This is a genomic window from Streptomyces sp. NPDC019224 (genome assembly GCF_040632605.1).
In the GTDB taxonomy this organism is placed as follows: Bacteria; Actinomycetota; Actinomycetes; order Streptomycetales; family Streptomycetaceae; genus Streptomyces.
The window spans coordinates 47,150-71,030 of the sequence record NZ_JBEYCF010000027.1; the positions used below are offsets into that span (position 1 = coordinate 47,150).

Genomic DNA, 23,881 nt, shown 5'->3' on the forward strand with positions numbered 1-23,881 from the left:
GTGATAAATCTTCACGACCGCCCGGGAACGCCACCCATGTTCCCGGGTAGGCGCTATCAGCCGGTGACCACCGGCGGCACTCCATCCGTATCCGGGGGGGATCAGGACCTGATCCGCGGCCGAAAGGCGCGGATCGGCGTGGAGAAAGGCGCAACCACATGACATCGGCGCAGATAGACGACAAGGGGCAGGACGGCCCGCACGCCTCGGCCGCGGACGCCACCACCTCCGCTGAGGGGTACCAGAGAGCTCTCGGAGCCCGCCAGATCCAGATGATCGCGATCGGCGGAGCCATCGGAACCGGGCTCTTCCTCGGCGCCGGCAAAGCCATCTCGAAGGCCGGCCCCAGCCTCATCCTGGCCTACGCCATCGCCGGCCTGGTCATCTTCTTCATCATGCGCGCCCTGGGTGAACTCCTCATGTACCGCCCGGTCTCGGGCTCCTTCTCGGAGTACGCGCGCGAATTCATCGGCCCCTTCGCGGGCTTCGTCACCGGCTGGACGTACTGGCTGTTCTGGGTCGTCACCGGAATCACCGAAGTCACCGCCGCCGCCCAGTACATGACCTTCTGGTTCACCATTCCGCAATGGGTCTCGGCCCTGCTCTTCACGATCATTCTCTACGGTGTGAACCTCATCTCCGTGAAGCTCTTCGGAGAGCTGGAGTTCTGGTTCTCGATGGTCAAGGTCACCGCCATCGTCGGCATGATCCTCATCTGCGCCGGAATCCTCACCCTCGGCTTCTCCGACGCCGGCGACACCGCGAGCGTCACCCATCTGTGGGCGGACGGCGGCTTCTTCCCGCACGGCGTCAAGGGCACCCTGATGACCCTGCAGATCGTGATGTTCGCCTTCCTCGCCGTCGAACTCGTCGGCGTCACCGCGGGTGAGTCCAAGGACCCCAAGACCGTCCTGCCCAAGGCCATCAACACCGTCCCCTGGCGCATCGCCGTCTTCTACATCGGCGCCCTGATCATGATCCTCTCGGTGGTGCCCTGGACCGAGTTCACACCGGACGTCTCCCCGTTCGTCGAAGCCTTCGAGAAGATGGGCCTCGGCCTCGGCGCGGGCATCGTCAACTTCGTCGTCCTGACCGCCGCGCTCTCCTCCTGCAACTCCGGCATGTACTCCACCGGCCGCATGCTGCGCGACCTCGCCCTCAACGGCCAGGGCCCGAAGTTCTTCACCCGGCTCACCCGGAGCGGCACCCCGCTCATCGGCACCACCTTCTCCGCGGCGCTCATGCTCGTCGGCGTGTGGATCAACTACCAGTGGCCCGGAGAGGCCTTCACCTACGTCGTCTCCTTCGCCACGATCTCCGGCATGTGGGCCTGGATCATGATCCTGATCAGCCAGATCCGCTACCGCCGCCTGGCCGGCCGCGGACTGCTCCCGCAGTCCTCGTTCCGCGCCCCCGGAGCCCCGTACACCAGCGGCTTCGCGCTCGCCTTCATCGCCGTGGTGATCGTGATGATGGGCATCGACGAGGACACCAGGATCTCGCTGTACTGCGCCCCGCTGTGGGCCCTGATCCTCGGCGTCTCCTACCTGGTGCTGAAGTCCAGGAACCCGGCGGGCAAGGCCTTCGTGAACCGCGCGAAGCGCTGAGGCGTACGCCTCCACCAGCGGCGTTTCACGATGCGGGCCCCCGCGTACCACCCCTCGGTACGCCGGGGCCCGCCGCCCTATCCTGGGCGCCATGCTGACCATCACCCAGACGCTGTACGACCAGATCGTCGCGCACGCCCGCGCCGACCATCCCGACGAGGCGTGCGGCGTCGTCGCCGGACCCGCCGGCAGCGGCCGCCCCGAGCGGTTCATCCCGATGCTCAACGCCGCCCGCTCGCCCACGTTCTACGAGTTCGACTCGGCCGACCTGCTCAAGCTGTACCGCGAGATGGACGACCGCGACGAGGAACCCGTGATCGTCTACCACTCGCACACGGCGACCGAGGCGTACCCCTCGCGCACCGACGTCACGTACGCCAACGAGCCCGGCGCCCACTACGTCCTGGTCTCCACCGCGGACACCGACGACTCGGGCCCCTTCCAGTTCCGCTCGTACCGCATCGTGGACGGCGGGATCACCGAGGAGGAGGTCCAGGTCGTCGAGGCGTACCCGGCGGCCTGACCACTCACGCGACGGCGGACAGGGCTCCCGCACCCCCGGCCCTGTCCGCCCACCGAACACCAACCGTCCACCAGGTGAGATCACACTCCGAATCCCCGACCGGGAATCGATACGATGACCGCATGGTTCCCCATGACGTGAGTGACAAGACGCCGGGCTCGCTGCTCGTGGCGCGCCTGCACGTCGACCTGTGCCGCCTCTCCAGCGCGATCTGTACGAACCACCGGTCCGCCGGCCGCGAGGCCTGAGCCGGGCCACGCCCCGGCGCCGCCGCCCCTCCGGGCGCGCCACCGCACCACGCACCGAACCCCCGCGCGGGGGCAGAGCCGCACGCCCCACGCCCACCGCCACCACTCCGCTTCGACAGGAGCCCACGCCATGGCCATCGAGGTCCGCATCCCGACCATCCTCCGCACCTACACCGACGGCGCCAAGGCCGTCGAGGGCAAGGGGGCCACCCTCGCCGACCTCTTCGCGGACCTGGAGACCCGCCACACCGGCATCCGTGAGCGCATCGTCGACGGCGACCAGCTCCGCCGCTTCGTGAACGTCTACCTCAACGACGAGGACGTCCGCTTCCTCGACGGCATCTCCACCGAGCTCAGCGACGGCGACAGCATCACCATCCTCCCGGCCGTCGCCGGCGGCATGAACTGATGCGCTTCGACAGCCCGCTCGCCGCAGTGGGCAACACCCCGCTCGTCCGCCTGCCGCGGCTGTCACCGTCGGACGACGTCCGCATCTGGGCCAAGCTGGAGGACCGCAACCCCACCGGCTCGATCAAGGACCGCCCCGCGCTCCACATGGTCGAACAGGCGGAGAAGGACGGCCGGCTCACCCCCGGCTGCACCATCCTCGAACCCACCAGCGGCAACACCGGCATCTCGCTCGCCATGGCGGCCAGGCTCAAGGGCTACCGCATCGTGTGCGTGATGCCGGAGAACACCTCCCAGGAGCGGCGCGACCTGCTCGCCATGTGGGGCGCCGAGATCATCTCCTCCCCGGCGGCGGGCGGCTCCAACACCGCGGTACGCGTGGCCAAGGAACTGGCGGCCGAACACCCGGACTGGGTGATGCTCTACCAGTACGGCAACCCGGACAACGCGGGCGCCCACTACGCGACGACCGGACCGGAGATCCTCGCCGACCTCCCCTCCATCACCCACTTCGTCGCGGGCCTCGGCACCACGGGGACCCTGATGGGCGTCGGCCGCTACCTGCGCGAGCACGTCGAGGGCATCAGGATCGTGGCCGCCGAGCCGCGGTACGACGACCTCGTCTACGGCCTGCGCAACCTCGACGAGGGCTTCGTCCCCGAGCTGTACGACGCGTCGGTCCTCACCACGCGCTACTCGGTCGGCTCCGCGGACGCGGTCACCCGCACCCGCGAACTCCTCCAGCAGGAGGGCATCTTCGCCGGCGTCTCCACCGGCGCGGCGCTGCACGCCGCGATCGGGGTCGGCAACAAGGCGGTGAAGGCGGGGGAGTCCGCGGACATCGTCTTCGTCGTGGCCGACGGGGGCTGGAAGTACCTGTCCACGGGCGTGTACACCGCGGAGACGACGGAGGCGGCGATCGAGACGTTGCAGGGGCAGCTCTGGGCGTAACCCGTTTCGGGGGCGCTGCCCCCGTACCCCCGCTCCTCAATCGCCGGAGGGGCTTGATTTCGCCCCCGTTGCCGCACACCCGCGGCAACGGGGGCTTTTTCGACCGCGCCGCACCATCCAGCCCCGCCGCCACCCGAACCGGTGACAGCGCAGGTGAGTTCCCCCACAACGACCCACCCGGAAGGAGCGACCGGCACTTTCGCGCCTTACGCTCGACGAACCGCACCGCGAGAACCGCACGAACCCTCCCCGTTCCCACGTCTCGGAGGTTCACGCTCCATGAAGCTCACCGTCGTCGGCTGCTCCGGCTCGTTCCCCTCCGCGGGATCGGCATGCTCGAGCTACCTCGTAGAGGCCGACGGCTTCAGGCTGCTCCTCGACATGGGCAACGGCGCCCTCGGCGAGCTGCAGCGCCACGTCGGTCTCTACGACCTCGACGCGATCTTCCTCAGCCACCTGCACGCCGACCACTGCATCGACATGTGCGCGTACTTCGTCGTCCGGTACTACCCGCCCGGCGGCGAGCGCCCCGCCCGCATCCCGGTCCACGGCCCCGACGGCACGGAGCAGCGGCTCACCACCGCGCACGCGGACACCCCGTCCGACCACGCCATGAGCGAGGTCTTCGACTTCCACACGCTGAAGCCCGGCTGGTTCGAGATCGGCCCGTTCTCGGTGCGTACGGAGAAGCTCCGCCACCCCGTCGACACGTTCGGCATCCGCATCGAGCACGGCGGCGCCTCGCTCGCGTACTCCGGGGACACCGGCGCCTGCGAGGCCCTGGACGAGCTGGCCGAGGGCGCGGACCTCCTCCTCTGCGAGGCGTCGTTCGTGCACGGCAAGGAGGACATCCCGGACCTCCACCTCAACGGCCGCCAAGCCGGCGAGGTGGCCGCCCGGGCAGGCGTGGGGCGGCTGGTGCTGACGCACATCCCGCCGTGGACCGACGCCGAGCGGAACCTCTCCGACGCCCGCGCGGTCTTCACCGGCCCGACCGAACTCGCGGCGCCGGGCGCGGTGTACGAACTCTGAGCGGTCCGCCCGTCCACGTACGACGAAGCCCTCACCTTCCGCCGGGAAGGTGAGGGCTTCGAGCTGTCGGCCCGGACCTACTTGGTCAGGTCCTCGACCTCCTCCTCGGGCTCACGGCCCGGGGTGGTGAGGTTGAACTTGGTGATCACGAAACGGAACACCACGTAGTACAGCGCGGCGAAGACGAGACCGATCGGGATGATCAGCCAGGGCTTCGTGTCCAGCTTCCAGTAGAGGGCGTAGTCGATGAGACCGGCCGAGAAGTTGAAGCCCGCGTGGACCCCGAGGGCCCAGGTCACGGCCAGCGACAGGGCGGTGAGAACCGCGTGGAGCACGTACAGCAGCGGCGCGATGAACATGAACGAGAACTCGATCGGCTCGGTCACACCGGTGACGAACGAGGTCAGCGCGAGCGAGACCATCATGCCCATCACGGCCTTGCGGCGCTCCGGGCGGGCGGTGTGCGCGATGGCGATCGCGGCGGCCGGGAGGCCGAACATCATGATCGGGAAGAAGCCCGACATGAACATACCGGCGGACGGGTCACCCGCGAGGAAGCGGCCGTAGTCGCCGTGCTGGACGACCCCGGCGGCGTCGGTGAAGTCACCGAGCTGGTACCAGGCGACGGTGTTCACGAACTGGTGCATGCCGATCGGGATCAGCCCGCGGTTGATCAGGCCGAACAGCGCGGCGCCGCCGGAGCCGAGGCCGGTCATCCACTCACCGAAGTTGGATATGCCGTCACCGATCGGTTCCCAGATCAGGCCGAAGAAGACGCCGACGATGACGCCGACGAAGGCCATGATGATCGGGACCAGGCGGCGGCCGTTGAAGAAGCCCAGCCAGTCGACCAGCTTCTTGCGGTGGTACCGCTGCCACAGGACCGCGGAGAGCAGCCCCATGATGATGCCGCCGAGCACCCCGGGGTCGTTGTACGTCGCGGCGGTGTCCGCGCCCTTCTGGACCACGGCCTCGGTGACCGGGAAGGCCTGGAGCACCTTGCTGTAGACCAGGAAGCCCACGAGAGCGGCGAGGGCGGTGGAGCCGTCGGCCTTCTTCGCGAACCCGATGGCGACACCCACACAGAACAGGATGGGCAGGGAGCCGGTGATCGCGCTGCCGGCATTGCTGAAGACGGCTGCGACCTTGTCCCACCCGAGGCCGTCGACGCCGAACACGTCGTCCTGCCCGAGCCGGACCATGAGGCCGGCCGCCGGCAGCACCGCGATCGGCAGCTGCAGGCTGCGACCCACCTTCTGCAGGCCCTGGAACAGGCCGGAGCCCCGCTTCTTCGCGGGGGCCGCCGTAGCGGTGGCCGTACTCATCAACTTCCTCCAGTAAGCAAGGCGCCGCCGGGGACAGGGGGTTTGGGTGGGCGACGACTCGAGAAACGTGACGCACGGGGCTTCACGTGGTCTGGACCACTGAGTGGTGTAGACCAGTTGTAGCACGGTGAAGGTTAGATAAGGAACCTGCAATTTGCGACTACTTCGCAGCAGCCACCGCCTACGCGCCGTGACATGCGGAAAGCCCCCGGACCGCATGGTCCGGGGGCTGCGCCGAGAAGGTCAGTGACCTTGCGTAAAGGCTATTTCGTGAGGTTCTTCTCGATCTCGTCCTCCACCTCCTCGGGCTCGCGCCCGGGGGTCGGGAGGTTGAACCTGGTGATCGCGAACCGGAAGATCACGTAGTAGATCACCGCGAAACAGAGCCCGATCGGGATGATCAGCCAGGGCTTCGTGTCCAGGTGCCAGTTGACGACGTAGTCGATCAGCCCCGCCGAGAAGCTGAACCCCGCGTGCACGCCGAACGCCCAGGTGACGCCCATCGACACGCCGGTCAGGATCGCGTGCACCCCGTACAGCAGGGGGGCGACGAAGAGGAACGAGAACTCCAGCGGCTCCGTCACGCCCGTCACGAACGACGTCAACGCGACGGACAGCATCAGGCCGGCCACCTCCTTGCGCCGCTCGGGCCGCGCGGTGTGGGCCATGGCCAGTGCCGCCGCGGGCAGCCCGAACATCATGATCGGGAAGAAGCCCGAGGTGAACTGTCCGGCGGACGGGTCCCCGGCGAAGAACCGGGAGATGTCGCCCTGGACGGTGGCTCCGTCGCTCCCGGTGTACTCGCCCGCCTGGAACCAGAAGAAGGTGTTCAGGAACTGGTGCATGCCGATCGGGATCAGCAGACGGTTCGCGAAACCGAAGATCGCCGCCCCCCACGCGCCCAGGTTGATCAGCTGCTTGGCGAACGACGTCAGCGCGTCACCCACCGGCTGCCACAGCAGCCCGAACAGCACGCCCAGGATCACGCAGAGGAACGCCATCAGGATCGGGACGAGCCGGCGGCCGTTGAAGAAGCCGAGCCAGTCGACCAGCTTGGTGCGGTGGTAGCGCTGCCAGACCACGGCGGTCAGCAGCCCGATGATGATCCCGCCCAGCACGCCCGGATTCTGCGGCACCCCGTCCGGGACGTCCTCGGTCACCGAACCGTCCACCGGGAACGCCGTCAGCACCCCCCGGTAGACCAGGAAGCCGGCCACCGCGGCGAGGGCCGTCGAGCCGTCCGCCTTCTTCGCGAAGCCGATCGCGACCCCGATGCAGAAGAGCAGCGGCAGGCCCAGCTCGCCGTCGAGGATCGCGCCTCCGCCCTTGAGCAGGACCTTCGCGAACTTGTCCCAGAAGGCGCCGTGCAGGGAGGAGTCGAAGAGGTTGCCGAGGCTGACCAGGAGGCCCGCCGCAGGCAGTACGGCCACCGGCAGCTGCAGGCTGCGGCCGACCTTCTGCAAGCCCTGGACCGGCCCGTTCCACCACTTCCGCTGCGGTAGCGCGGCCGCGTTCGAACTCATCGGCATCCTCCCGGAACACGTCTGGTTTGGAGGTGGTTGCAAACTGGTGTAGACCAGTTGCGGTACGGTGCGGTGCCCGCCCGGAAGACAGGGCGCCGGTGATCGTCATCATTGGCGCTCGCCCGGCTACTCGCTCGTGAAGTTGGGCCAACCGTGAGTTACCGTGACGAAACGGACCCATGGTGGGCCGTCGCACGCACATGAAGAACCAGGGAGAAGGCCATGGCCAGCAAGGCTGAGAAGATCGTCGCCGGGCTCGGCGGAATCGAGAACATCGAAGAGGTCGAGGGCTGCATCACGCGCCTGCGCACCGAGGTCGTCGACCCGGCCAAGGTCGACGAGGCCGCGCTCAAGGCCGCCGGCGCCCACGGCGTCGTCAAGATGGGCACCGCGATCCAGGTCGTCATCGGCACCGACGCGGACCCGATCGCGGCCGACATCGAAGACATGATGTAACGACCGGCCGACCCCGCCCCACAGGCCCCGCCCACCCCGCGCGGGGCCTGTGGCGCACCCGGAAACCGAGGCCCCCGCCACCCGATAGGCTCGGCGCCATGTCTCGTATCGACGGCCGCACCGCCGACCAGCTCCGTCCCGTCACCATCGAACGCGGATGGAGCAAGCACGCCGAAGGTTCCGTACTCATCTCCTTCGGCGACACCAAAGTCTTCTGCACCGCCTCCGTCACCGAAGGCGTGCCGCGCTGGCGCAAGGGCAGCGGCGAGGGCTGGGTCACCGCCGAGTACTCCATGCTCCCCCGGTCCACCAACACCCGCGGCGACCGCGAATCCGTACGCGGCAAGATCGGCGGCCGGACCCACGAGATCAGCCGGCTCATCGGCCGCTCCCTGCGCGCCGTCATCGACTACAAGGCCCTCGGCGAGAACACGATCGTCCTGGACTGCGACGTCCTCCAGGCCGACGGCGGCACCCGCACCGCCGCCATCACCGGCGCCTACGTCGCCCTCGCCGACGCGGTCGCCTGGGCCCAGGGCAAGAAGATCATCAAGCACGGCCGCAAGCCGCTGACCGGAACCGTCGCGGCCATCAGCGTCGGCATCGTCGACGGCACCCCCCTCCTCGACCTCTGCTACGAGGAGGACGTCCGCGCCGAGACCGACATGAACGTCGTCTGCACCGGCGACGGCCGCTTCGTCGAGGTCCAGGGCACCGCCGAGGCCGAGCCCTTCGACCGTACGGAACTGAACGCCCTGCTCGACCTCGCCACCGCCGGCTGCGTCGACCTCGCGCGCCTCCAGAACGAGGCACTGGCCGCCACCCTCGGCGCCTGAGAAGGCAAAGAAGCAACCAAGTCCCGCCCAGCGGCGTCGATACGCATACGGGCGCACGGGTCGAACCGTGCGCCCGTCCGCGTATCCGCACCTGGAGGGACCCCACCATGGCCACGCGCCATCGGCACCACCGCACCGCACTGGCCGTCACCGCCGCGCTCCTCGCCGTCACCGCCGCGGCGGGCTGCAGCGCCCTCGACAAGACGCTCGACTGCGTCCGCACCGCCGACGCCATCGCCACCAGCGTCGGCAACCTCCGCCAGGCGGTCTCCAACGCCTCCAGCGACCCCACCCAGGCCTCCGAGGCCCTCGACGAGATCGAGAAGGAACTCGGCGACCTCGGCGACAAGACGGACAACGCCGACCTCACCAAGGCCGTCGACGACCTCCGGTCCGGCGTCACCAACGTCCGCGACGCCATCGACAAGGGCGACGCCACCCCGGACATCACCCCGGTCACCGACGCCGCCGGCGAGATCGCCAAGGTCTGCACGCCGTGAGCGGTGGGGCGGGCCGGGCCCCGGGCCCGGCCCGCCCCGGCGGCCCTAGGATGCGGCGCATGGGTATGGGAAACCGGGAGAAGCTGCTGGAAGCGGCCAGGAAGTGCCTCTTCGAGAAGGGGTACGAGCGCACCACGGTCCGCGACCTCGCCTCGGCGGCGGGCGTGAGCATGGCGGCCATCGGCTACCACTTCGGCTCCAAGGAGGCCCTGCTCAACCAGGCGCTCTTCGAGGCGCTCGACTCGGGGGGCCGGGCCCTGGGCCCGTCGACGGGGGACAGCGACCTCGGGGCGCTCTGGCACCGCCTGATCGAGGCGTTCTCGGCCGACAGGACGTTCTGGCTGGCCAACCTGGAGACGGTCCTGCGCGCCCAGCGCGACCCGGAGCTCCGCGAGCAGGTCGCCTCAGGGCTGCGGCAGGGACGCAGCGGCATGGCTCACGAGGTCACCGGGACGCCCGAGAGCGAACTCTCCGAGGAGACCGTGCGCACCCTCGGATCGGTGCAGCTCGCCCTGCTCGGCGGCCTGATGATGCAGCACATCACCGACCCCGACTCGGCGCCCACCGCCGACGAGGTGCTGGCCGGCATCCGCGCCCTGGCCGCCCGCCTGCCGGAGGAGGCGTGAGGCCGGACCGGGCGATACTGGGCGCATGACCCGCCTCATCCTCGCCACCCGCAACGCCGGGAAGATCACCGAACTCCACGCGATCCTCGCCGACGCGGGCCTCACCCATGAACTCGTCGGCGCCGACGCGTATCCGGAGGTCCCCGACGTCAAGGAGACCGGCGTCACCTTCGCCGAGAACGCCCTGCTCAAGGCCCACGCCCTCGCGCAGGCCACCGGCCACCCCGCGATCGCCGACGACTCGGGCCTCTGCGTGGACGTCCTCGGCGGCGCCCCCGGCATCTTCTCGGCCCGCTGGTCCGGCACCCACGGCAACGACCGCGCCAACCTGGACCTGCTCCTGGCCCAGCTCTCCGACATCGACGACCCCCACCGCGCGGCCCACTTCGCCTGCGCGGCCGCGCTCGCCCTCCCGGACGGCACGGAACGCGTGGTCGAGGGCCGCCTCACCGGCACCCTGCGCCACGCCCCGGCCGGCGGCTACGGATTCGGCTACGACCCGATCCTCCAGCCCGACGGCGAGACCCGCACCTGCGCGGAACTGACCCCGGACCAGAAGAACGCGATCAGCCACCGCGGCAAGGCGTTCCGGGCGCTGGTACCGGTGGTGCGGGAGCTGGTGGGGTGAAACGTGAAGCGGCTTCCGCCTTCGTTTCAAAGGTGGAAGCCGCTTCTTGCCTGTGGGCCCGGTGGGACTTGAACCCACGACACACCGGTTCTAAGCCGGCGCCCTCTGGCCAGCTGGGGTACGGACCCGCGCGCCCCACTCTACTGTGTGCTGGTGCGCCCTTTCGAGAAGGCTGCCGTTTGACTGGGGTGCGAAGGGCGGAGGCGTCGCGGAGCGGCCTGGCGGTGATCGACGGAGTTCCCGTTGATGTGGTCGGCCTCCAGTGCGAGGCGTCTCCCACGCCGCGACTCGCCGGTTCCGCATACCGCGCAGGCGCGTGGAAGCCCTACGTCGTCATGCGCGCAGCCTCTTCGGGCGGCTCGCGCGTGTACCGAGCCCCCACGTTCCCCTCCGCATCCGGCCGCCCGTGCGCGGCCTCGTACGGAGTAACGAACCGACTATCGGGGAGTTACGTCCGATATCCGACAAGATGCGGAACGGCCCGTACCGCTTCGAGGGGAAGCCGTACGGGCCGTACGCGGGGCGGGACGGGTCAGAACTTCGGATCCGGGGTCTGGGCCGCGACCAGTTCCGCCGCTTCCTCCGTGGTCTCCACCGAGGGCGGGGAGCCCGCCAGGGGCTTGTTGGCGGTCTCCTTCATGCAGGCCACCGCGATCACGCCGACCAGGGCCGCCGCCATCGAGTAGTACGCCGGCATCAGGTTGGAGCCGGAGACGCTGATCAGGGCCGTGATCACCAGCGGGGTCGTACCGCCGAAGATCGACGCGGAGAGGTTGTAGCCCACCGAGAGCGAGCCGTAGCGGACGTTCGTCGGGAACAGGGCCGGGAGGGCCGCGGACATCGTGCCGAGCATGCAGACCAGGGAGAGGCCCAGGAGGAGCATGCCGATGGTGATCGCCGGGATGCCGCCCTGGCGGATCAGGAGGAACGCGGGCAGCGAGAAGACCAGGAAGCCGAGCATGCCGGTCATCAGGAGCGGCTTGCGGCCGAAGCGGTCCGAGAGCTTGCCGACCCGGCTGATGATCAGCATCAGGAACACCATCACGCCGAGCAGGATGAGCAGGCCGTGGGTCTCGCTGTAGCCCAGCTCGTCGGAGAGGTACGTCGGCATGTACGACAGCAGCATGTAGTCGGTGATGTTGTACGCGCCGACCAGGCAGATGCAGAGGATCAGCGTCGGCCAGTAGTCGCGGAAGATCTTGGCGAGGTCGCCCTTGGCCGTCGTCTCGACGCTGTCCGCCGCCTCCGTGGCGTGCGCCGTGCCGCCCTCCAGCTTCTGGAAGGCCGGGGTCTCGTCGAGGCGCAGTCGCAGGTAGAGGCCGACGAGGCCGAGCGGGCCCGCGACGAGGAACGGGATGCGCCAGCCCCAGGACTCCATCTGGGCGTCGTCGAGGAGCGCGTAGAGCAGCGTGACCAAACCGGCGGCGCCCACGTAACCGGCCAGGGTGCCGAACTCCAGGAAGCTGCCGAAGAAGCCGCGCCGCTTGTCGGGGGCGTACTCGGCGATGAAGGTGGAGGCCCCGCCGTACTCGCCGCCCGTCGAGAAGCCCTGGAGCATGCGGAAGAAGATCAGCAGGACGGCGGCCCAGACGCCGATGGTGGCGTGGGAGGGGATGAGGCCGATCGCGAAGGTGCCGGTCGCCATCAGGATCATGGTGAGGGCGAGGACCTTCTTGCGGCCGATCTTGTCGCCCATCGGCCCGAAGAACATGCCGCCGAGGGGGCGGACGAGGAAGGCGACCGCGAAGGTGGCGAAGGAGGAGAGGAGCTGGGTGGTGTCGTTCCCGGACGGGAAGAACACGTGTCCCAGGGTCGCGGCGAGGTAGGAGTAGATGCCGAAGTCGAACCACTCCATGGCGTTGCCGAGCGAGGCCGCCTTGACCGCGCGCTTGACCGCCTGGTCGTCCGTGACCGTGATGTCCGTACGCCGAAGCTTGGGGTTCTGGCGTTTCCGGATCGCACGGAACAGGGCGGGGTGGCGTTTGACCGCTTCGGGATCGGCCACCTGGTGGGGGTCGGAGGCCGCCATGGCCGGGTCCTTTCCTCGGTAACTCTTTCAGGAAAGGCTTCTGCGCGGACATGGCGGTCGCAAACCGGTTCGGCGGTGGAATGGGATGTCCATCACATGTTTTCGGCCGTTCGGCCCAGTGGGTGGCTTGTTCCGGGTGGGTCCGTGCCCCTCTGTCCCGCCTCGCCGGAGCTCAGATCCCGAGGTCCTTGATGATCTTGGCGACGTGGCCGGTGGCCCGGACGTTGTAGAAGGCGTGGGCGACCCTGCCGTCCTCGTCGACGACGACCGTGGACCGGATGACACCCGTCACCGTTTTGCCGTAGAGCTTCTTCTCGCCGAACGCGCCGTACGCCTCAAGAGTCTCCTTGGCCGGATCGCCCACCAGTGTGACCTTGAGGTTCTCCTTCTCGCGGAACTTCGCGAGCTTCTCCGGCTTGTCCGGGGAGACCCCGATGACGTCGTAGCCGGCCTCGGCGAGCAGGTCGAGGTTGTCCGTGAAGTCGCAGGCCTGCTTGGTGCAGCCGGGGGTGAGGGCGGCGGGGTAGAAGTAGACGATGACCTTGCGGCCCTTGTGGTCCGCGAGCGAGACGTCGTTGCCGTCGGCGTCGGGGAGGGTGAAGGCGGGGGCGGTGTCGCCGGGTGTGAGGCGCTCGCTCATGGTTCTCCTCGTTGGTACGTGGGGTCTACGGGACCGAGCGTAATGGGGGTGCCGTCGGGTGCGGACGCGGCGGAACTGACAGACTGTCGATGAAGGTTTACCGGACGAGGACCACGGAGGCGGCGCGGTGTCGGATGCCAGGACCCCTGCGCAGATCGAGGCGGACATCATCAGCAGGCGCGAGCAGCTTGCGGTGGTACTCGATGAGATCGGGGTGCGGGTGCACCCGAAGACGATCATCGGTGACGCGAAGGCGAAGGTCGCCGTGACCGTGGACCGGACGGCCGGGCGGGCCTACGTGGCGGTGAACCGGGCCGTGTCGGACGTGAGGGGCCAGTTCGTGTCGCCGTCGGGCAGCCCCCGGCTGGAGCGCGTGATCCCGGCGGCGCTGCTCACGGTGGGCGTGGTCGGCCTGGTCGTCGTGACCTCCCGGCGCGGCAGGCGCTGAGTGACCTCCCGGCGCGGCAGGCGCTGACCGGGCGGGACCGGGCGCCGGTCCGGTGGGTGACGCGTGAAGCGCCGCCCCCTTGTGCGTGCGCGGTCCGTGGCCCGGTAGGTTGCGGGGCGTGAGCGAGAACACCGACGACAAGCTGCCCATCCGGATGCTGCACGACCGAGTGCTGGTCCGGTCCGAGTCGCCCGAGGGCGAGCGGCGTTCCGGCGGCGGCATTCTGATTCCCGCGACGGCCGCGGTCGGCCGTCGGCTGGCGTGGGCCGTGGTGGTGGCGGTGGGGCAGAACGTACGGACGGTCGAGCCGGGCGACCGGGTGCTGTTCGACCCGGAGGACCGGGCGGAGGTCGAGGTGCGGGGCGTGGCGTACGTGCTGATGCGCGAGCGCGATCTGCACGCGGTGGCCGCGGACCGGTTCGAGGGCTCGAAGGACTCGACCGGGCTGTATCTGTAGCCGGCGCCCCGTGCACGTCAGGACCCGGTGACAGCCGTCACCGGGTCCTTTGCCTGTCTTGTGGGGCTTGAAGGCCACGTCGGGACACTGAGTCCGGGGAGGGGTCAGGGACGGCTGCCGGGCGCCCGGGGGTCTTCGAGGAGGCCGCCGGTGTCGCCGCCCCCGTTTCCGCCGGTGTCGCCGGTGCTCCCGCCGCCGGTGTCCCCGCCCCCCGCCCCGCCGCCGGTGTCCGCGTCGCCGGTGCCCGTGCCGCCGTCCGTGGTGCCGCCGTCGCCGGTGCCCGTGCCGCCGTTGCCCGTGCCGCCGTCGCCGGTGCCGCCGGCGGGGGTGTCGGTGGTGCCGGGGTTGGTCCGCGGGGCGGACGGGGCCCGGGACGGGGTGGTGGACGGGGTGCGCCGGGGGTTGTCCGAGGGGGTGCGCCCGCCGGTGTCGCCGGGTGCGGTGTTCTCCTCGGTGGGCAGCGCGGTCTCGTCGGTGCCTTCCTCGAGGTCGAGGTCGAAGCCCTTGACCGGGGTGGAGCGCAGGGCGGCGCCGGTGTACTGGGCCCAGGTTTCCGCGGGGGCGCCGCCGCCGTTGATGCGGGGGAGTCCGAGTGCGCCGTAGAGGGGTTTCTGGGCGCCGGTGTCGGGGTCCTGGCCCATGACGGCGACGACGGTGGCGAGCTCGGGGGTGTAGCCGGCGAACCAGGCGGCCTTGTCCTCCTCGGCGGTGCCGGTCTTTCCGGCGGCGGGGCGGCCCGCGCCCTGGGCGGCGGTTCCGGTGCCGCCGTCGACGACGCTCCGCAGGATCGAGGTGGTGGTGTCGGCGGCCTCGCGGCTGACGGCCTGCTTCACCGTACGGTCGGGGAGGGTCACGTTCTCGCCGTCCTTGGTGACCTTGCCGACCAGGACGTGGGCGCCGTGCTTGCCGTGGGCGGCGAGGGTGGCGTACGCCTCGGTCATGTCGAGGACGCTGGCGGTGGCGACGCCGAGTGCGATGGAGGGGGTGGGGGTGAGGTCCGAGGTGTTCTCGGGGACACCGAGGTCGATGGCCGTCTGCCGGACCTTCTCGGGGCCGACGTCCTCGGCCATCTGGGCGTAGACGGCGTTGACGGACTTGTCGGTGGCGGCGCTGACGGTGATGGGGCCGTAGCTGCGGTCGTCCTCGTTGGCGGGGTCGTAGCCGGTGGGGCCGTCGGGGCCCTGGACCATGCGCTTGTTGGTGCCGTCGTAGATGGTGCCGGGGGTGATGCGGCGGCCGTCCTGGGTGGTGGAGTCGTTGGCGACGGCGGAGGTGAAGACGAAGGGTTTGAAGGTGGAGCCGACCTGGTAGTCGCGGCGGGTGGCGTTGTTGACGTACTGCCGGGTGTAGTCGATGCCGCCGTACAGGGCGACGACGTGGCCGTTGGCGGGGTCGATGGAGGCGCCGCCGACACGGACGTTGCGGTCGGGGGCGCGTTCGTCGTCGGTCCTGGACATGACCTTGTCCTCGACGGCCTGGACGAGGGCGTCCTGCTTCTTCTTCTGCAGGGTGGTGGTGATGCGGTAGCCGCGGGTGGCGAGGGTCTTCTCGTCGAGGATGTCGTTGCCGACGAGGTAGTCCTCGACCGCCTTGACGATGTAGCCGCGCTGTCCGGAGAGGCTGTTGGCGGGCTTGACCGGGCCGGGGACGGGGAAGGTCATCGCGGCGCGCTGTGCGGGGGTGAGCCACTTCTCCTTGACCATGCCGTCGAGCACGTAGTTCCAGCGGGCGACGGCGGCGGGCCTGTTCTCGGGCTGGGCGACCACGTCGTAGGCGCTGGGGGCGTTGAGCAGGGAGGCGAGGTACGCGCCTTCGGCGGTGGTGACGTCGTCGATGTCCTTGCCGTAGTACGCCTGGGCGGCGGCCTGGATGCCGTAGGCGTTGCGGCCGAAGTAGCTGGTGTTGAGGTAGCCCTCCAGGATCTGGTCCTTGGACTGTTCCCGGTTGAGCTTGATCGCGATGAAGAATTCCTTGACCTTGCGGACGACGGTCTGTTCCTGGCCCAGGTAGTAGTTCTTGACGTACTGCTGGGTGATGGTCGAGCCGCCCTGTCTGCCCTTGCCGGTGAGGGTGTTCCAGCCGGCCCGGAACATCGCCTTGACGTCGACGGCGCGTTCGGAGTAGAAGTCGCGGTCCTCGGCGGCGAGGACGGCGTGCTGGACGGTGCGGGGGACCTGGGCGAGTCGGATGTTCTCGCGGTTGATGTCGCCGTCGCGGGCGATGACGCTGCCGTCCGCGTAGAGGTAGACGTTGGACTGGGCGGTGGCGCTGGCGTTGGCCGCGGGGATCTCGACGAGCCGGTAGCCGGCGATGAACCCGCCGGTCAGGAGCAGGGCGATGAGCAGGATGCCGCCGAGGACCATGCGCCAGGTGGGGACGAGCCGCCGCCAGCCGGTGCGCTTGGGGCGCTTGGGCCGTTTGGTCCTGCCGGACTTCTTCGCGCCGGTGCCGTCCGTGGCCGGGGCGTCCTGGCCGGCGGGGGCGGAGCCCGGGGTGGCGGCGTCGGCGTCGGCAGGCAGGTCCTTGGGGGCCCACCCCGGGGGGTCGGTGTCCCCGTTCTGCTGCTGTGGCTCGTCGCTCATGTCGGTGCAGACTCCTCCGCCGCGGTCAGTTCCCCCATAGTGCCCTTTTCTTGCTCATAACCCTCGGAGCGACTGCCGAAAAGCGATCGCGGCGGTTGCCCCGGCTGGACTAGGGTTCTGCACTTTGGTGTCCACGCGCGGTGCGGCACCCGCGGACGGGGAGGCGGTTGCTGTGCGGGTCTACGCGGTGGTGGCGGCGGGTGGTTTCCGCCGTTACGCCACCTATCGGATCGAGACGGCGGCGGGGGTGTTCACCAACACCGTCTTCGGCTTCATCCTGGCTTACACGTACACGGCGTTGTGGGACGAGCGGCCCGGGCTGGGCGGTTACGACATGCCGCAGGCGCTCACGTTCGTCTGGCTGGGGCAGGCGCTGCTGATGACGTGCGTGATGATGGGCGGCGGCTTCGAGGACGAGCTGATCGAGCGCATCCGCACGGGCGACATCGCGGTCGACCTCTACCGTCCGGTCGATCTCCAGATGTGGTGGCTGGCGCAGGACTTGGGGCGGGCGGCCTTCCATCTGCTGGGGCGCGGCATCGTGCCGATGATGCTCGGGGCGCTCGCCTTCGACCTGGCGCTGCCGGGGTCGCCGGGGCCGTGGCTGGCGTTCCTCGTCGCGGTGGCGCTGGGCGTGGTGGTGAGCTTCGCGATCCGCTATCTGGTGGCGCTGTCCGCCTTCTGGCTGATGGACGGGGCGGGCGCGGCGCAGATCGCCTTCCTGGCGGGACTGTTCTTCTCGGGGATGCTGCTGCCGCTGAACCTGTTCCCGGGGCTGCTGGGCGAGGTGGCGCGGCTGCTGCCGTGGTCGGCGCTGCTCCAGGTGCCGGCGGATGTGTTCCTGGGCAAGCACACGGGCTGGGGTCTGGTGCGGGTGTACGTGTTCCAGGCGTCCTGGGCCGCGGTGCTGCTGCTGGTGGGGCGGATGGTGCAGTCGGCGGCGACGCGGAGGGTGGTGGTCCAGGGTGGCTGAGGGGGTGGAGGCGGCGGTTTTGGAGGCACCGGTGGCGGTGTTCGCCCCGAGGCCGCGGCTGGTCGAGGGGGTGCGGGCGTACGGGCTGATCGTGGGCATGTGGCTGCGCTCGACGATGGCGTACCGGGCGTCGTTCCTGATGACGGCGTTCGGGAACTTCGCGGCGACGGCGTTCGACTTCGTGACGATCATGCTGATGTTCGCGCACGTCGACGCGCTGGGCGGCTACTCGCTCCCGGAGATCGCACTGCTGTACGGGGCGTCGGGTACGGCGTTCGGCCTGGCGGACCTGTTGATGGGGTCGATGGACCGGCTGGGCCGCCGGGTGCGCGACGGCACGCTGGACACGCTGCTGGTGCGGCCCGTCCCGGTCCTCGCGCAGGTGGCGGCCGACCGCTTCGCGCTGCGCCGGCTGGGGCGGATCACACAGGGGCTGCTGGTGCTGGGCTACGGGCTGGTGGCCGCGGACATCGAGTGGACCGTGGCGAAGGCGGTCGTGCTGCCGCTGATGCTGCTGAGCGGGTCGGTGATCTTCGGTGCGGTCTTCGTGGCCGGCGGGGCGTTCCAGTTCGTCGCGCAGGACGCCTCGCAGGTGCAGAACTCCTTCACGTACGGGGGGAACACGCTGCTCCAGTACCCGCCGACGATCTTCGCGAAGGACCTGGTGCGCGGGGTGACCTTCGTGGTGCCGCTGGCCTTCGTGAACTGGCTGCCGGTGCTGTACGTGCTCGGCCGGGAGCTGCCGCTGGGGCTGCCCGACGGGGTGGCGTTCCTGCCGCCGCTGGTGGCCGCGGTCTGCGCGACCGGGGCGGGCCTCGCGTGGCGGGCGGGGCTGAGGGCGTACCGGAGCACGGGAAGTTGAAGCGGGACGGGAGAGGGAACGGCATGAGCACGGACACGGAATCGAAGCCGGGCGGGCATACCGGCGCCGGGACGGCCTTCATCGAGCTGGACCGGCTGGAGAAGGTCTTCGACGTCCGCCGCAGGACGGGCTTCCTGCGCGGCGAGCGCCGTCAGGTGCGGGCGGTCGACGGGATCAGCTTCCGGGTGGAGCGCGGCGAGATGGTCGGCTACATCGGGCCGAACGGGGCCGGCAAGTCGACGACGATCAAGATGCTGACGGGCATCCTCACGCCGAGCGGCGGCTCGCTGCGCGTCGCGGGCATCGACCCCTCCCGGGAGCGTACGAGGCTGGCGCACCGGATCGGTGTGGTCTTCGGCCAGCGCACGACGCTGTGGTGGGACCTGCCGCTGCGCGACTCGTACCGGCTGATTCACCGGATGTACCGGGTGCCCGACGCGCGCTTCCGCGCGAACCTGGACCGGTGCGTCGAACTCCTGGACCTGGGTGAGCTGCTGGACGTGCCCGTACGGCAGTTGTCGCTCGGGCAGCGGATGCGCGGCGACATCGCGGCGGCGCTGCTGCACGACCCGGAGGTGCTGTACCTGGACGAGCCGACGATCGGCCTCGACGTGGTGTCCAAGGCCAAGGTGCGGGGATTCCTGCGGGAGTTGAACGCGGAGCGCGGCACGACCGTGCTGCTGACGACCCATGACCTCACGGACATCGAGCAGTTGTGCAGCCGGGTGATGGTGATCGACCACGGCCGGCTGATGTACGACGGGGCGCCGGCCGGGCTGCACGAGGTGGGGGAGAGCGAGCGGACGCTCGTGGTCGACCTGGAGCGCGAACTCCCGCCGATCCGGCTGGAGTCGGAGCCCCTGGTGCGGACGGTGAAGGTGGAGGGGCCGCGCCAGTGGCTGGCCTTCCCGGCGTCGGCGTCGGCGGCCCCGCTGGTGGCGCGGATCGCCGCGGAGTATCCGCTGGTGGACCTCTCGGTGCGGGAGCCGGACATCGAGGCCGTCATCGCCAGGATGTACGCGTCGGCTCCCGCCCGGTAGGCCGATGACGTGAGCGTGTCCGTTCAATAGGCTGCCGGGTATGACGAGCGAACTCCCCGACATGCGGGCCTCCGACGCCGAGCGTGAACGTATTGCCGAGATCCTGCGCGAGGCGGTGGCCGAGGGCCGGCTGGAGATGGAGGAGTTCGAGCAGCGCCTGGACAGCGCGTACAGGGCCCGTACGCACGGGGAGCTGGAACCACTCGTCCGCGACCTCCCGGGTGTCGGCCCGTCCGCGGCGGCGCCGGCCGTCGTGCGGCCCCGGACCGGCTCGGCGGTCCGCTGGGCGGACCGGATAGGGAAGCCGGCCACCTCGGGCGGCGCCTTCGCGTTCTGGGGCGGTTTCCGCCGCCGGGGGAACTGGACGGTCGGCAAGGTCTTCACCGCGTTCGCCATGTGGGGCGGCGGCGACATCGACCTGCGCGAGGCGGACTTCGAGGACCGCGAGACCGTCATCCGCTGCTTCACGATCATGGGCGGCATCCATGTGACGGTTCCGCCGGACCTGAACGTGGACGTCCGGGGCATCGGCGTCATGGGCGGCTTCGGGGAGCGCGCCAAGGACGAGCCGGCCCCCGCCCCGGACGCGCCCCGGGTCCGGATCACCGGTTTCGCGCTGATGGGCGGCGTGGGTGTGGAGCACAAGCGCAGCAAGGCGGAGAAGCAGCGACTGCGGGAGGCGCAGCGCGAGCGGGGGCGGCTGGAGAAGGGCGGCCGATAGCGTCCCGGCTGCCGCCTCACCGCTTCTCGGCGGTCAGAGGGCGTCGGTCGTGGTGCGGGTCCCCAGCAGGGAGCCGACGTCCACCAGAGAAGCCAGGCGCGCGTATCCGGCGTCGTTCAGGTGCAGGTGGTCGCCGGAGTCGTAGGCGCCGCGCAGCCGCTGCGGGCGGTCCGGGTCGCGCAGGGCGAGGTCGGAGTCGAGGACCTCGTCGAAGACCCCGCCCGCCCGGATCTCCGCGTTGACGCGCTCGCGCACCCGCTCCCCGGCGGCCGTCCAGTTGCGCGCGCCCCGGTACGGCATGAGGGTCGCGCCGATGACCCGCAGTCCGCGCGCGTGGGCCCGCTCGGTGAGGCCGCGCAGGGCGCCGGTGATCCGCTCGGGGTCGGTCTCCCGGGGGAACGCCTGCACGTCGTTGATGCCGAGCGCGATGACGACGGTCTTCACGCCGGCGACGCCGAGGACGTCGCGCTCGAAGCGGTCGAGGGCGCGCGGGCCGATGCCGTCGCGCAGCAGGCGGTTGCCGCCGATGCCTTGGTTGACCACCGCGTAGCGGCCGTGCAGCCGGTCGGCGACGGCGTCCGGCCAGCGGGTGTTCGCGTCGGTGGTGGAGCCGGTGCCGGCGGTGAGCGAGTCGCCGAACGCGACGAGCGTCGCGGTCGCCTCCGTGTCGCCGCCGCGCACGTCCACGGCGGTGAGGTAGCGCCACTGCGCGGTGCGCCAGGTGCCCCGGGGGTCCTCGGTGTACGAGGTCTGGTGGCTGTTGGGGTGCGAGGTGACCGGCCCCTCGGCGGTCGGGGTGCGCAGGGTGACCACGAGGTCGGCGTCGGCGGCGACCGGGACGGCGACGGCGTCGCTGACGGTCTGCCGGCCGGCCGCGACCGTGACGGACGGGGAGCCGCGGAACGTCACCGGCCGGGTGTTCACGGTGACGCGGTCGATGAGCAGGGGGCGCGTGCCGAACAGGTTGGACAGGGTGAGGCGGGCCTCGGCGCCGCCGATGCTGGTGTGCACCACGTTGCGGATGACGCGCCGGCTCCGGTCCTGTGCCTGCGCCGGGTCGGCCACTCCGAGGACGGGGGCCGCGGCCCAGGTGGCGAGCCAGTGGCCGGAGGAGTGCGCCGGGGCGGCCGGGGTCCGGGCCCCGCCCTGCGGGGCCGGGGTGGCGGCGGCCGTCGCCCGGTGCCCGGTGAACAGCAGGGAACCGGCGAACGCCACGGCGGCGGCGAGCGCGGCGGTGCCCGCCACGAGGGCGATGAGCAGGGCGTACCCCTGGCGCCTGGGCATGGGCGGTGTGTCTCCTTGCGGAAGGCGGAAGGCGGAAGGCGGAAGGCGGGGAGTGGAGCGGGTTCCCATGATGCGGCAGGGCGCGGGGAACTCGACGTGCGGCCCGGGAGTAGGTCAGGTAGGCACAATGCGTAGCGGGCGCCGGGCGCTGTGCGTACACGGACGGGTGGAGCGGATGGAACGGATCGATGGGACCGGGCGGACCGAGCGGGGCGGGCTGCCCCCGGGGCCCGGCGGGAAGCCGCGGGACGCGGGCGCGCGGGAGCGGCCCGCGGGCCTCGCCTCGTTCGCGTACACCGCGGCGGACGAGGAGAAGCGTCGTGGCGTACGCCGTATGAAGACCACGGCCACCGGCCTCCTTCTGCTGGTCGCGCTCGTGTACGTCCTCGCCACCTGGGCGAAGAACGAGGGGGTGAGCGGCTGGCCGGGCTTCGTCGCGGCGGCCGCCGAGGCGGGGATGGTGGGTGCGCTGGCCGACTGGTTCGCCGTCACGGCCCTCTTCAAGCGTCCGCTCGGTCTGCCGATTCCGCACACCGCCATCATTCCCACCAAGAAGGACCAGCTGGGTGCCTCCCTCGGTTCCTTCGTCGGCGAGAACTTTCTCTCCGGGGAGGTCGTACGTGACCGGATTCACTCCCTGGGCATCGGCCGCCGGGTCGGCGGCTGGCTCGCGGAACCGGCCCACGCGGACCGGGTCACGGCCGAGCTGGCGACCGCGCTGCGCGGGGCGCTGACGGTCCTGCGGGACGCGGATGTGCAGGCCGTCGTCGGTGAGGCGATCACCCGGCGGGCGAACGCGGTGGAGATCGGCCCCGGCCTCGGCAAGATGCTGGAGAAGATCGTCGCGGACGGCGGCCACCGCAAGCTCGTCGACCTGGTCTGCGTCCGGGCGCACGACTGGCTCGTGCTGCACGGCGACTCGGTGATGGACGCGGTGCAGGGCGGGGCGCCGGGCTGGACGCCCCGGTTCGTCGACAAGCGGGTCGGGGAGCGGGTCTACAAGGAGCTGCTGCGCTTCGTCACCGAGATGCGGGACATGCCGGCCCACCCGGCACGCGGCTCCATCGACACGTTCCTGGCGGACTTCGCGGCCGACCTGCAGAGCGACTCGGAGACCCGGGAGCGGGTGGAGCGGCTGAAGTCGGAGATCCTGGGGCGCGGCGAGGTCCAGGACGTCATCGCCTCCGCCTGGGCGTCGGTGCGCGCGATGGTGATCGCGGCGGCGGAGGACGAGCAGAGCGAGCTGCGGCTGCGTGCCCGGGCCTCCCTGATGTCGCTGGGCGCCCGGCTGGCCACGGACGACCGGCTCCAGGGGAAGCTGGAGGGCTGGCTGGAGGACGCGGCGGTGTACGTCGTGACGACGTACCGGGCGGAGATCACCTCGCTGATCAGCGACACGGTGGCCGGCTGGGACGCGGACCACACCTCCCGCAAGATCGAGGCCCACATCGGCCGTGACCTGCAGTTCATCCGCATCAACGGCACGGTGGTGGGAGCACTGGCGGGCCTGGTGATCTACACGGTGTCCTGGGCGCTCTGGTGAGGAGCAGGTCCCCCGGGGCCCGGGCCCCGGGGGACCTGCTCCTCAGGACGCCCGGCGGGTGACCGCCCAGGACGCGGCGGCCACGGTGCCCGCCACGGTGAAGACGGCGGGCCAGGCGCCGACCTTCTTGGCCAGCGGGTGGGAGCCCGCGAACGCGGCCACGTACGCGGTGGTCAGCGCGGCGGCCGCGCGCGGGCCCGCCTGCCGGTTCCACTCGTACGCGGCGACGCCGCCCGCCGCCGCGAGCGCGACCCCGCCCAGCGGCCGCTTGCGGGTCCACCGCGCGACGGCGTAACCGCCGACCAGTCCGCCCGCCGCCACCGCCGCTGCCGGCACCTTCGCCATCGCAGCCACCTCCGCCTTCGTCCACGTCATGGGGGCGCGCCGGGCGCACTCGTACGCCCCGCGCTCAGCGCCGTACCGGCGCCCGGATCGAGGCTAACCCGCGTGCCCGCCCTCCGGTCGGCGAGGGGGTGGACAGCCGTTCACCCTGGCGGTGCGCATGCGTGCACCGGCCACAGCCTGTGGCTCGTCATCGCGGGCGCCACGGCCGTCGCCTCCGGCACGGCCGTCGCGTGCTCCGCGCTGCAGCGGCTGATCACGGGCTGAGGCTCCCGGGGCCGCCGCCCCGGGGGGACC

The 23,881-nt window shown here is 70.7% G+C and carries 25 protein-coding genes and 1 tRNA gene; 18 read left to right on the forward strand and 8 right to left on the reverse strand.

The features are described 5' to 3' along the window. Positions 1 to 158 precede the first annotated feature (158 nt). The 6 genes from ABZ564_RS18900 to ABZ564_RS18925 all read left to right on the forward strand — a co-directional run bounded on the left by ABZ564_RS18900 (position 159) and on the right by ABZ564_RS18925 (position 4,769). The gene (locus ABZ564_RS18900; RefSeq protein WP_360857318.1) at positions 159 to 1,607 is read left to right on the forward strand and encodes an amino acid permease; all 1,449 of its coding nucleotides are present in this window, start codon (positions 159 to 161) and stop codon (positions 1,605 to 1,607) included. Positions 1,608 to 1,698: 91 nt separating this feature from the next. After that, positions 1,699 to 2,130 carry a M67 family metallopeptidase gene (locus ABZ564_RS18905; protein ID WP_360857320.1) on the forward strand — a complete coding sequence of 144 codons (432 nt, stop codon included), beginning with the start codon at positions 1,699 to 1,701 and terminating at the stop codon, positions 2,128 to 2,130. A 122-nt stretch (positions 2,131 to 2,252) separates the two neighbouring features. Continuing rightward, positions 2,253 to 2,378 carry a putative leader peptide gene (locus ABZ564_RS18910; protein ID WP_275408399.1) on the forward strand — a complete coding sequence of 42 codons (126 nt, stop codon included), beginning with the start codon at positions 2,253 to 2,255 and terminating at the stop codon, positions 2,376 to 2,378. A 130-nt stretch (positions 2,379 to 2,508) separates the two neighbouring features. Further along, complete coding sequence (locus tag ABZ564_RS18915; RefSeq protein WP_360857323.1) at positions 2,509 to 2,787, forward strand: MoaD/ThiS family protein; 279 nt, start codon at positions 2,509 to 2,511, stop codon at positions 2,785 to 2,787. Next, a complete protein-coding gene (locus ABZ564_RS18920; protein ID WP_360857326.1) occupies positions 2,787 to 3,737 on the forward strand; it encodes a cysteine synthase in 951 nt (316 codons plus the stop codon). Before ABZ564_RS18915 ends, ABZ564_RS18920 begins: the two co-directional genes overlap by 1 nt. A 279-nt stretch (positions 3,738 to 4,016) precedes the next feature. Then, a complete protein-coding gene (locus tag ABZ564_RS18925) occupies positions 4,017 to 4,769 on the forward strand; it encodes an MBL fold metallo-hydrolase (RefSeq protein ID WP_360857329.1) in 753 nt (250 codons plus the stop codon). Positions 4,770 to 4,846: 77 nt separating this feature from the next. Here the strand turns inward: ABZ564_RS18925 and ABZ564_RS18930 are convergent, their stop codons facing one another. Beyond that, entirely contained in the window at positions 4,847 to 6,094 is a 1,248-nt protein-coding gene (locus ABZ564_RS18930; protein ID WP_360857332.1) for a PTS transporter subunit EIIC, read from the reverse strand. A 263-nt stretch (positions 6,095 to 6,357) separates the two neighbouring features. Then, positions 6,358 to 7,617 (reverse strand): PTS transporter subunit EIIC, encoded by a 1,260-nt coding sequence (locus tag ABZ564_RS18935; RefSeq protein WP_360857335.1) that lies wholly within the window; start codon positions 7,615 to 7,617, stop codon positions 6,358 to 6,360. A gap of 222 nt (positions 7,618 to 7,839) precedes the next feature. Here ABZ564_RS18935 and ABZ564_RS18940 point away from each other — a divergent pair, with 222 nt between their 5' ends. From ABZ564_RS18940 to rdgB, 5 genes are all read left to right on the forward strand, one after another. After that, positions 7,840 to 8,073 carry a PTS glucose/sucrose transporter subunit IIB gene (locus tag ABZ564_RS18940; protein WP_360857338.1) on the forward strand — a complete coding sequence of 78 codons (234 nt, stop codon included), beginning with the start codon at positions 7,840 to 7,842 and terminating at the stop codon, positions 8,071 to 8,073. A 98-nt stretch (positions 8,074 to 8,171) separates the two neighbouring features. Continuing rightward, on the forward strand, positions 8,172 to 8,909 hold the full coding sequence (gene rph, locus ABZ564_RS18945) for a ribonuclease PH (protein ID WP_360857341.1): 738 nt from the start codon (positions 8,172 to 8,174) through the stop codon (positions 8,907 to 8,909). A 107-nt stretch (positions 8,910 to 9,016) separates the two neighbouring features. After that, positions 9,017 to 9,409: a hypothetical protein gene (locus tag ABZ564_RS18950; protein WP_360857344.1), complete on the forward strand. Its 393-nt coding sequence runs from the start codon at positions 9,017 to 9,019 to the stop codon at positions 9,407 to 9,409. Between the two features lie 65 nt (positions 9,410 to 9,474). Then, complete coding sequence (locus tag ABZ564_RS18955; RefSeq protein WP_360857458.1) at positions 9,475 to 10,035, forward strand: TetR family transcriptional regulator; 561 nt, start codon at positions 9,475 to 9,477, stop codon at positions 10,033 to 10,035. A 25-nt stretch (positions 10,036 to 10,060) separates the two neighbouring features. Beyond that, positions 10,061 to 10,663, forward strand: a complete 603-nt coding sequence (gene rdgB, locus ABZ564_RS18960; RefSeq protein WP_360857347.1) for an RdgB/HAM1 family non-canonical purine NTP pyrophosphatase — start codon at positions 10,061 to 10,063, stop codon at positions 10,661 to 10,663. 53 nt (positions 10,664 to 10,716) lie between these two features. Here rdgB and ABZ564_RS18965 read toward each other — a convergent pair. From ABZ564_RS18965 to bcp, 3 genes are all read right to left on the reverse strand, one after another. After that, positions 10,717 to 10,791, reverse strand: a tRNA-Leu gene (locus tag ABZ564_RS18965). Positions 10,792 to 11,195: 404 nt separating this feature from the next. Then, positions 11,196 to 12,692 (reverse strand): glycine betaine/L-proline transporter ProP, encoded by a 1,497-nt coding sequence (gene proP / locus ABZ564_RS18970; RefSeq protein ID WP_360857350.1) that lies wholly within the window; start codon positions 12,690 to 12,692, stop codon positions 11,196 to 11,198. 172 nt (positions 12,693 to 12,864) lie between these two features. After that, on the reverse strand, positions 12,865 to 13,332 hold the full coding sequence (gene bcp / locus ABZ564_RS18975) for a thioredoxin-dependent thiol peroxidase (RefSeq protein WP_360857353.1): 468 nt from the start codon (positions 13,330 to 13,332) through the stop codon (positions 12,865 to 12,867). Between the two features lie 127 nt (positions 13,333 to 13,459). Here bcp and ABZ564_RS18980 point away from each other — a divergent pair, with 127 nt between their 5' ends. Beyond that, positions 13,460 to 13,780, forward strand: a complete 321-nt coding sequence (locus ABZ564_RS18980) for a DUF3618 domain-containing protein (RefSeq protein WP_360857356.1) — start codon at positions 13,460 to 13,462, stop codon at positions 13,778 to 13,780. Between the two features lie 118 nt (positions 13,781 to 13,898). Continuing rightward, positions 13,899 to 14,237, forward strand: a complete 339-nt coding sequence (locus ABZ564_RS18985; protein ID WP_360857359.1) for a co-chaperone GroES — start codon at positions 13,899 to 13,901, stop codon at positions 14,235 to 14,237. A 104-nt stretch (positions 14,238 to 14,341) separates the two neighbouring features. On the opposite strand, the gene ABZ564_RS18990 is transcribed toward ABZ564_RS18985, so the two are convergent. Beyond that, a complete protein-coding gene (locus tag ABZ564_RS18990) occupies positions 14,342 to 16,819 on the reverse strand; it encodes a transglycosylase domain-containing protein (protein WP_360857362.1) in 2,478 nt (825 codons plus the stop codon). A 172-nt stretch (positions 16,820 to 16,991) separates the two neighbouring features. On the opposite strand from ABZ564_RS18990, the gene ABZ564_RS18995 reads away from it, so the two are divergent. The 4 genes from ABZ564_RS18995 to ABZ564_RS19010 all read left to right on the forward strand — a co-directional run bounded on the left by ABZ564_RS18995 (position 16,992) and on the right by ABZ564_RS19010 (position 20,415). Further along, positions 16,992 to 17,792: an ABC-2 family transporter protein gene (locus ABZ564_RS18995; protein ID WP_360857461.1), complete on the forward strand. Its 801-nt coding sequence runs from the start codon at positions 16,992 to 16,994 to the stop codon at positions 17,790 to 17,792. Further along, positions 17,785 to 18,654, forward strand: a complete 870-nt coding sequence (locus tag ABZ564_RS19000; RefSeq protein WP_360857364.1) for an ABC transporter permease — start codon at positions 17,785 to 17,787, stop codon at positions 18,652 to 18,654. The genes ABZ564_RS18995 and ABZ564_RS19000 overlap by 8 nt, the downstream gene beginning before the upstream one ends. Positions 18,655 to 18,677: 23 nt before the next feature. Next, on the forward strand, positions 18,678 to 19,694 hold the full coding sequence (locus ABZ564_RS19005) for an ATP-binding cassette domain-containing protein (protein WP_360857367.1): 1,017 nt from the start codon (positions 18,678 to 18,680) through the stop codon (positions 19,692 to 19,694). A gap of 61 nt (positions 19,695 to 19,755) precedes the next feature. Continuing rightward, a complete protein-coding gene (locus ABZ564_RS19010; protein ID WP_360857464.1) occupies positions 19,756 to 20,415 on the forward strand; it encodes a DUF1707 domain-containing protein in 660 nt (219 codons plus the stop codon). 33 nt (positions 20,416 to 20,448) lie between these two features. Here ABZ564_RS19010 and ABZ564_RS19015 read toward each other — a convergent pair whose 3' ends face one another. Continuing rightward, complete coding sequence (locus tag ABZ564_RS19015; RefSeq protein ID WP_360857370.1) at positions 20,449 to 21,699, reverse strand: SGNH/GDSL hydrolase family protein; 1,251 nt, start codon at positions 21,697 to 21,699, stop codon at positions 20,449 to 20,451. Positions 21,700 to 21,874: 175 nt separating this feature from the next. Here ABZ564_RS19015 and ABZ564_RS19020 point away from each other — a divergent pair, with 175 nt between their 5' ends. Beyond that, positions 21,875 to 23,242, forward strand: a complete 1,368-nt coding sequence (locus tag ABZ564_RS19020; RefSeq protein ID WP_360857373.1) for a DUF445 domain-containing protein — start codon at positions 21,875 to 21,877, stop codon at positions 23,240 to 23,242. A 42-nt stretch (positions 23,243 to 23,284) separates the two neighbouring features. On the opposite strand, the gene ABZ564_RS19025 is transcribed toward ABZ564_RS19020, so the two are convergent. Beyond that, entirely contained in the window at positions 23,285 to 23,587 is a 303-nt protein-coding gene (locus ABZ564_RS19025) for a hypothetical protein (RefSeq protein ID WP_360857376.1), read from the reverse strand. Between the last annotated feature and the right edge of the window lie 294 nt (positions 23,588 to 23,881).

Coding starts and splice junctions, on each gene's coding strand:
- ABZ564_RS19020 (WP_360857373.1), top strand. CDS start 21,875: ATGGAACGGATCGATGGGACCGGGCGGACCGAGCGGGGCGGGCTGCCC.
- ABZ564_RS18950 (WP_360857344.1), top strand. CDS start 9,017: ATGGCCACGCGCCATCGGCACCACCGCACCGCACTGGCCGTCACCGCC.
- bcp (WP_360857353.1), bottom strand. CDS start 13,332: ATGAGCGAGCGCCTCACACCCGGCGACACCGCCCCCGCCTTCACCCTC.
- ABZ564_RS19015 (WP_360857370.1), bottom strand. CDS start 21,699: ATGCCCAGGCGCCAGGGGTACGCCCTGCTCATCGCCCTCGTGGCGGGC.
- rph (WP_360857341.1), top strand. CDS start 8,172: ATGTCTCGTATCGACGGCCGCACCGCCGACCAGCTCCGTCCCGTCACC.
- ABZ564_RS19005 (WP_360857367.1), top strand. CDS start 18,678: ATGAGCACGGACACGGAATCGAAGCCGGGCGGGCATACCGGCGCCGGG.
- ABZ564_RS18915 (WP_360857323.1), top strand. CDS start 2,509: ATGGCCATCGAGGTCCGCATCCCGACCATCCTCCGCACCTACACCGAC.
- ABZ564_RS18930 (WP_360857332.1), bottom strand. CDS start 6,094: ATGAGTACGGCCACCGCTACGGCGGCCCCCGCGAAGAAGCGGGGCTCC.
- ABZ564_RS18900 (WP_360857318.1), top strand. CDS start 159: ATGACATCGGCGCAGATAGACGACAAGGGGCAGGACGGCCCGCACGCC.
- proP (WP_360857350.1), bottom strand. CDS start 12,692: ATGGCGGCCTCCGACCCCCACCAGGTGGCCGATCCCGAAGCGGTCAAA.
- ABZ564_RS18925 (WP_360857329.1), top strand. CDS start 4,017: ATGAAGCTCACCGTCGTCGGCTGCTCCGGCTCGTTCCCCTCCGCGGGA.
- ABZ564_RS18955 (WP_360857458.1), top strand. CDS start 9,475: ATGGGAAACCGGGAGAAGCTGCTGGAAGCGGCCAGGAAGTGCCTCTTC.
- ABZ564_RS18905 (WP_360857320.1), top strand. CDS start 1,699: ATGCTGACCATCACCCAGACGCTGTACGACCAGATCGTCGCGCACGCC.
- ABZ564_RS18990 (WP_360857362.1), bottom strand. CDS start 16,819: ATGAGCGACGAGCCACAGCAGCAGAACGGGGACACCGACCCCCCGGGG.
- rdgB (WP_360857347.1), top strand. CDS start 10,061: ATGACCCGCCTCATCCTCGCCACCCGCAACGCCGGGAAGATCACCGAA.
- ABZ564_RS18935 (WP_360857335.1), bottom strand. CDS start 7,617: ATGAGTTCGAACGCGGCCGCGCTACCGCAGCGGAAGTGGTGGAACGGG.
- ABZ564_RS19025 (WP_360857376.1), bottom strand. CDS start 23,587: ATGGCGAAGGTGCCGGCAGCGGCGGTGGCGGCGGGCGGACTGGTCGGC.
- ABZ564_RS18940 (WP_360857338.1), top strand. CDS start 7,840: ATGGCCAGCAAGGCTGAGAAGATCGTCGCCGGGCTCGGCGGAATCGAG.
- ABZ564_RS19010 (WP_360857464.1), top strand. CDS start 19,756: ATGCGGGCCTCCGACGCCGAGCGTGAACGTATTGCCGAGATCCTGCGC.
- ABZ564_RS18920 (WP_360857326.1), top strand. CDS start 2,787: ATGCGCTTCGACAGCCCGCTCGCCGCAGTGGGCAACACCCCGCTCGTC.
- ABZ564_RS18910 (WP_275408399.1), top strand. CDS start 2,253: ATGGTTCCCCATGACGTGAGTGACAAGACGCCGGGCTCGCTGCTCGTG.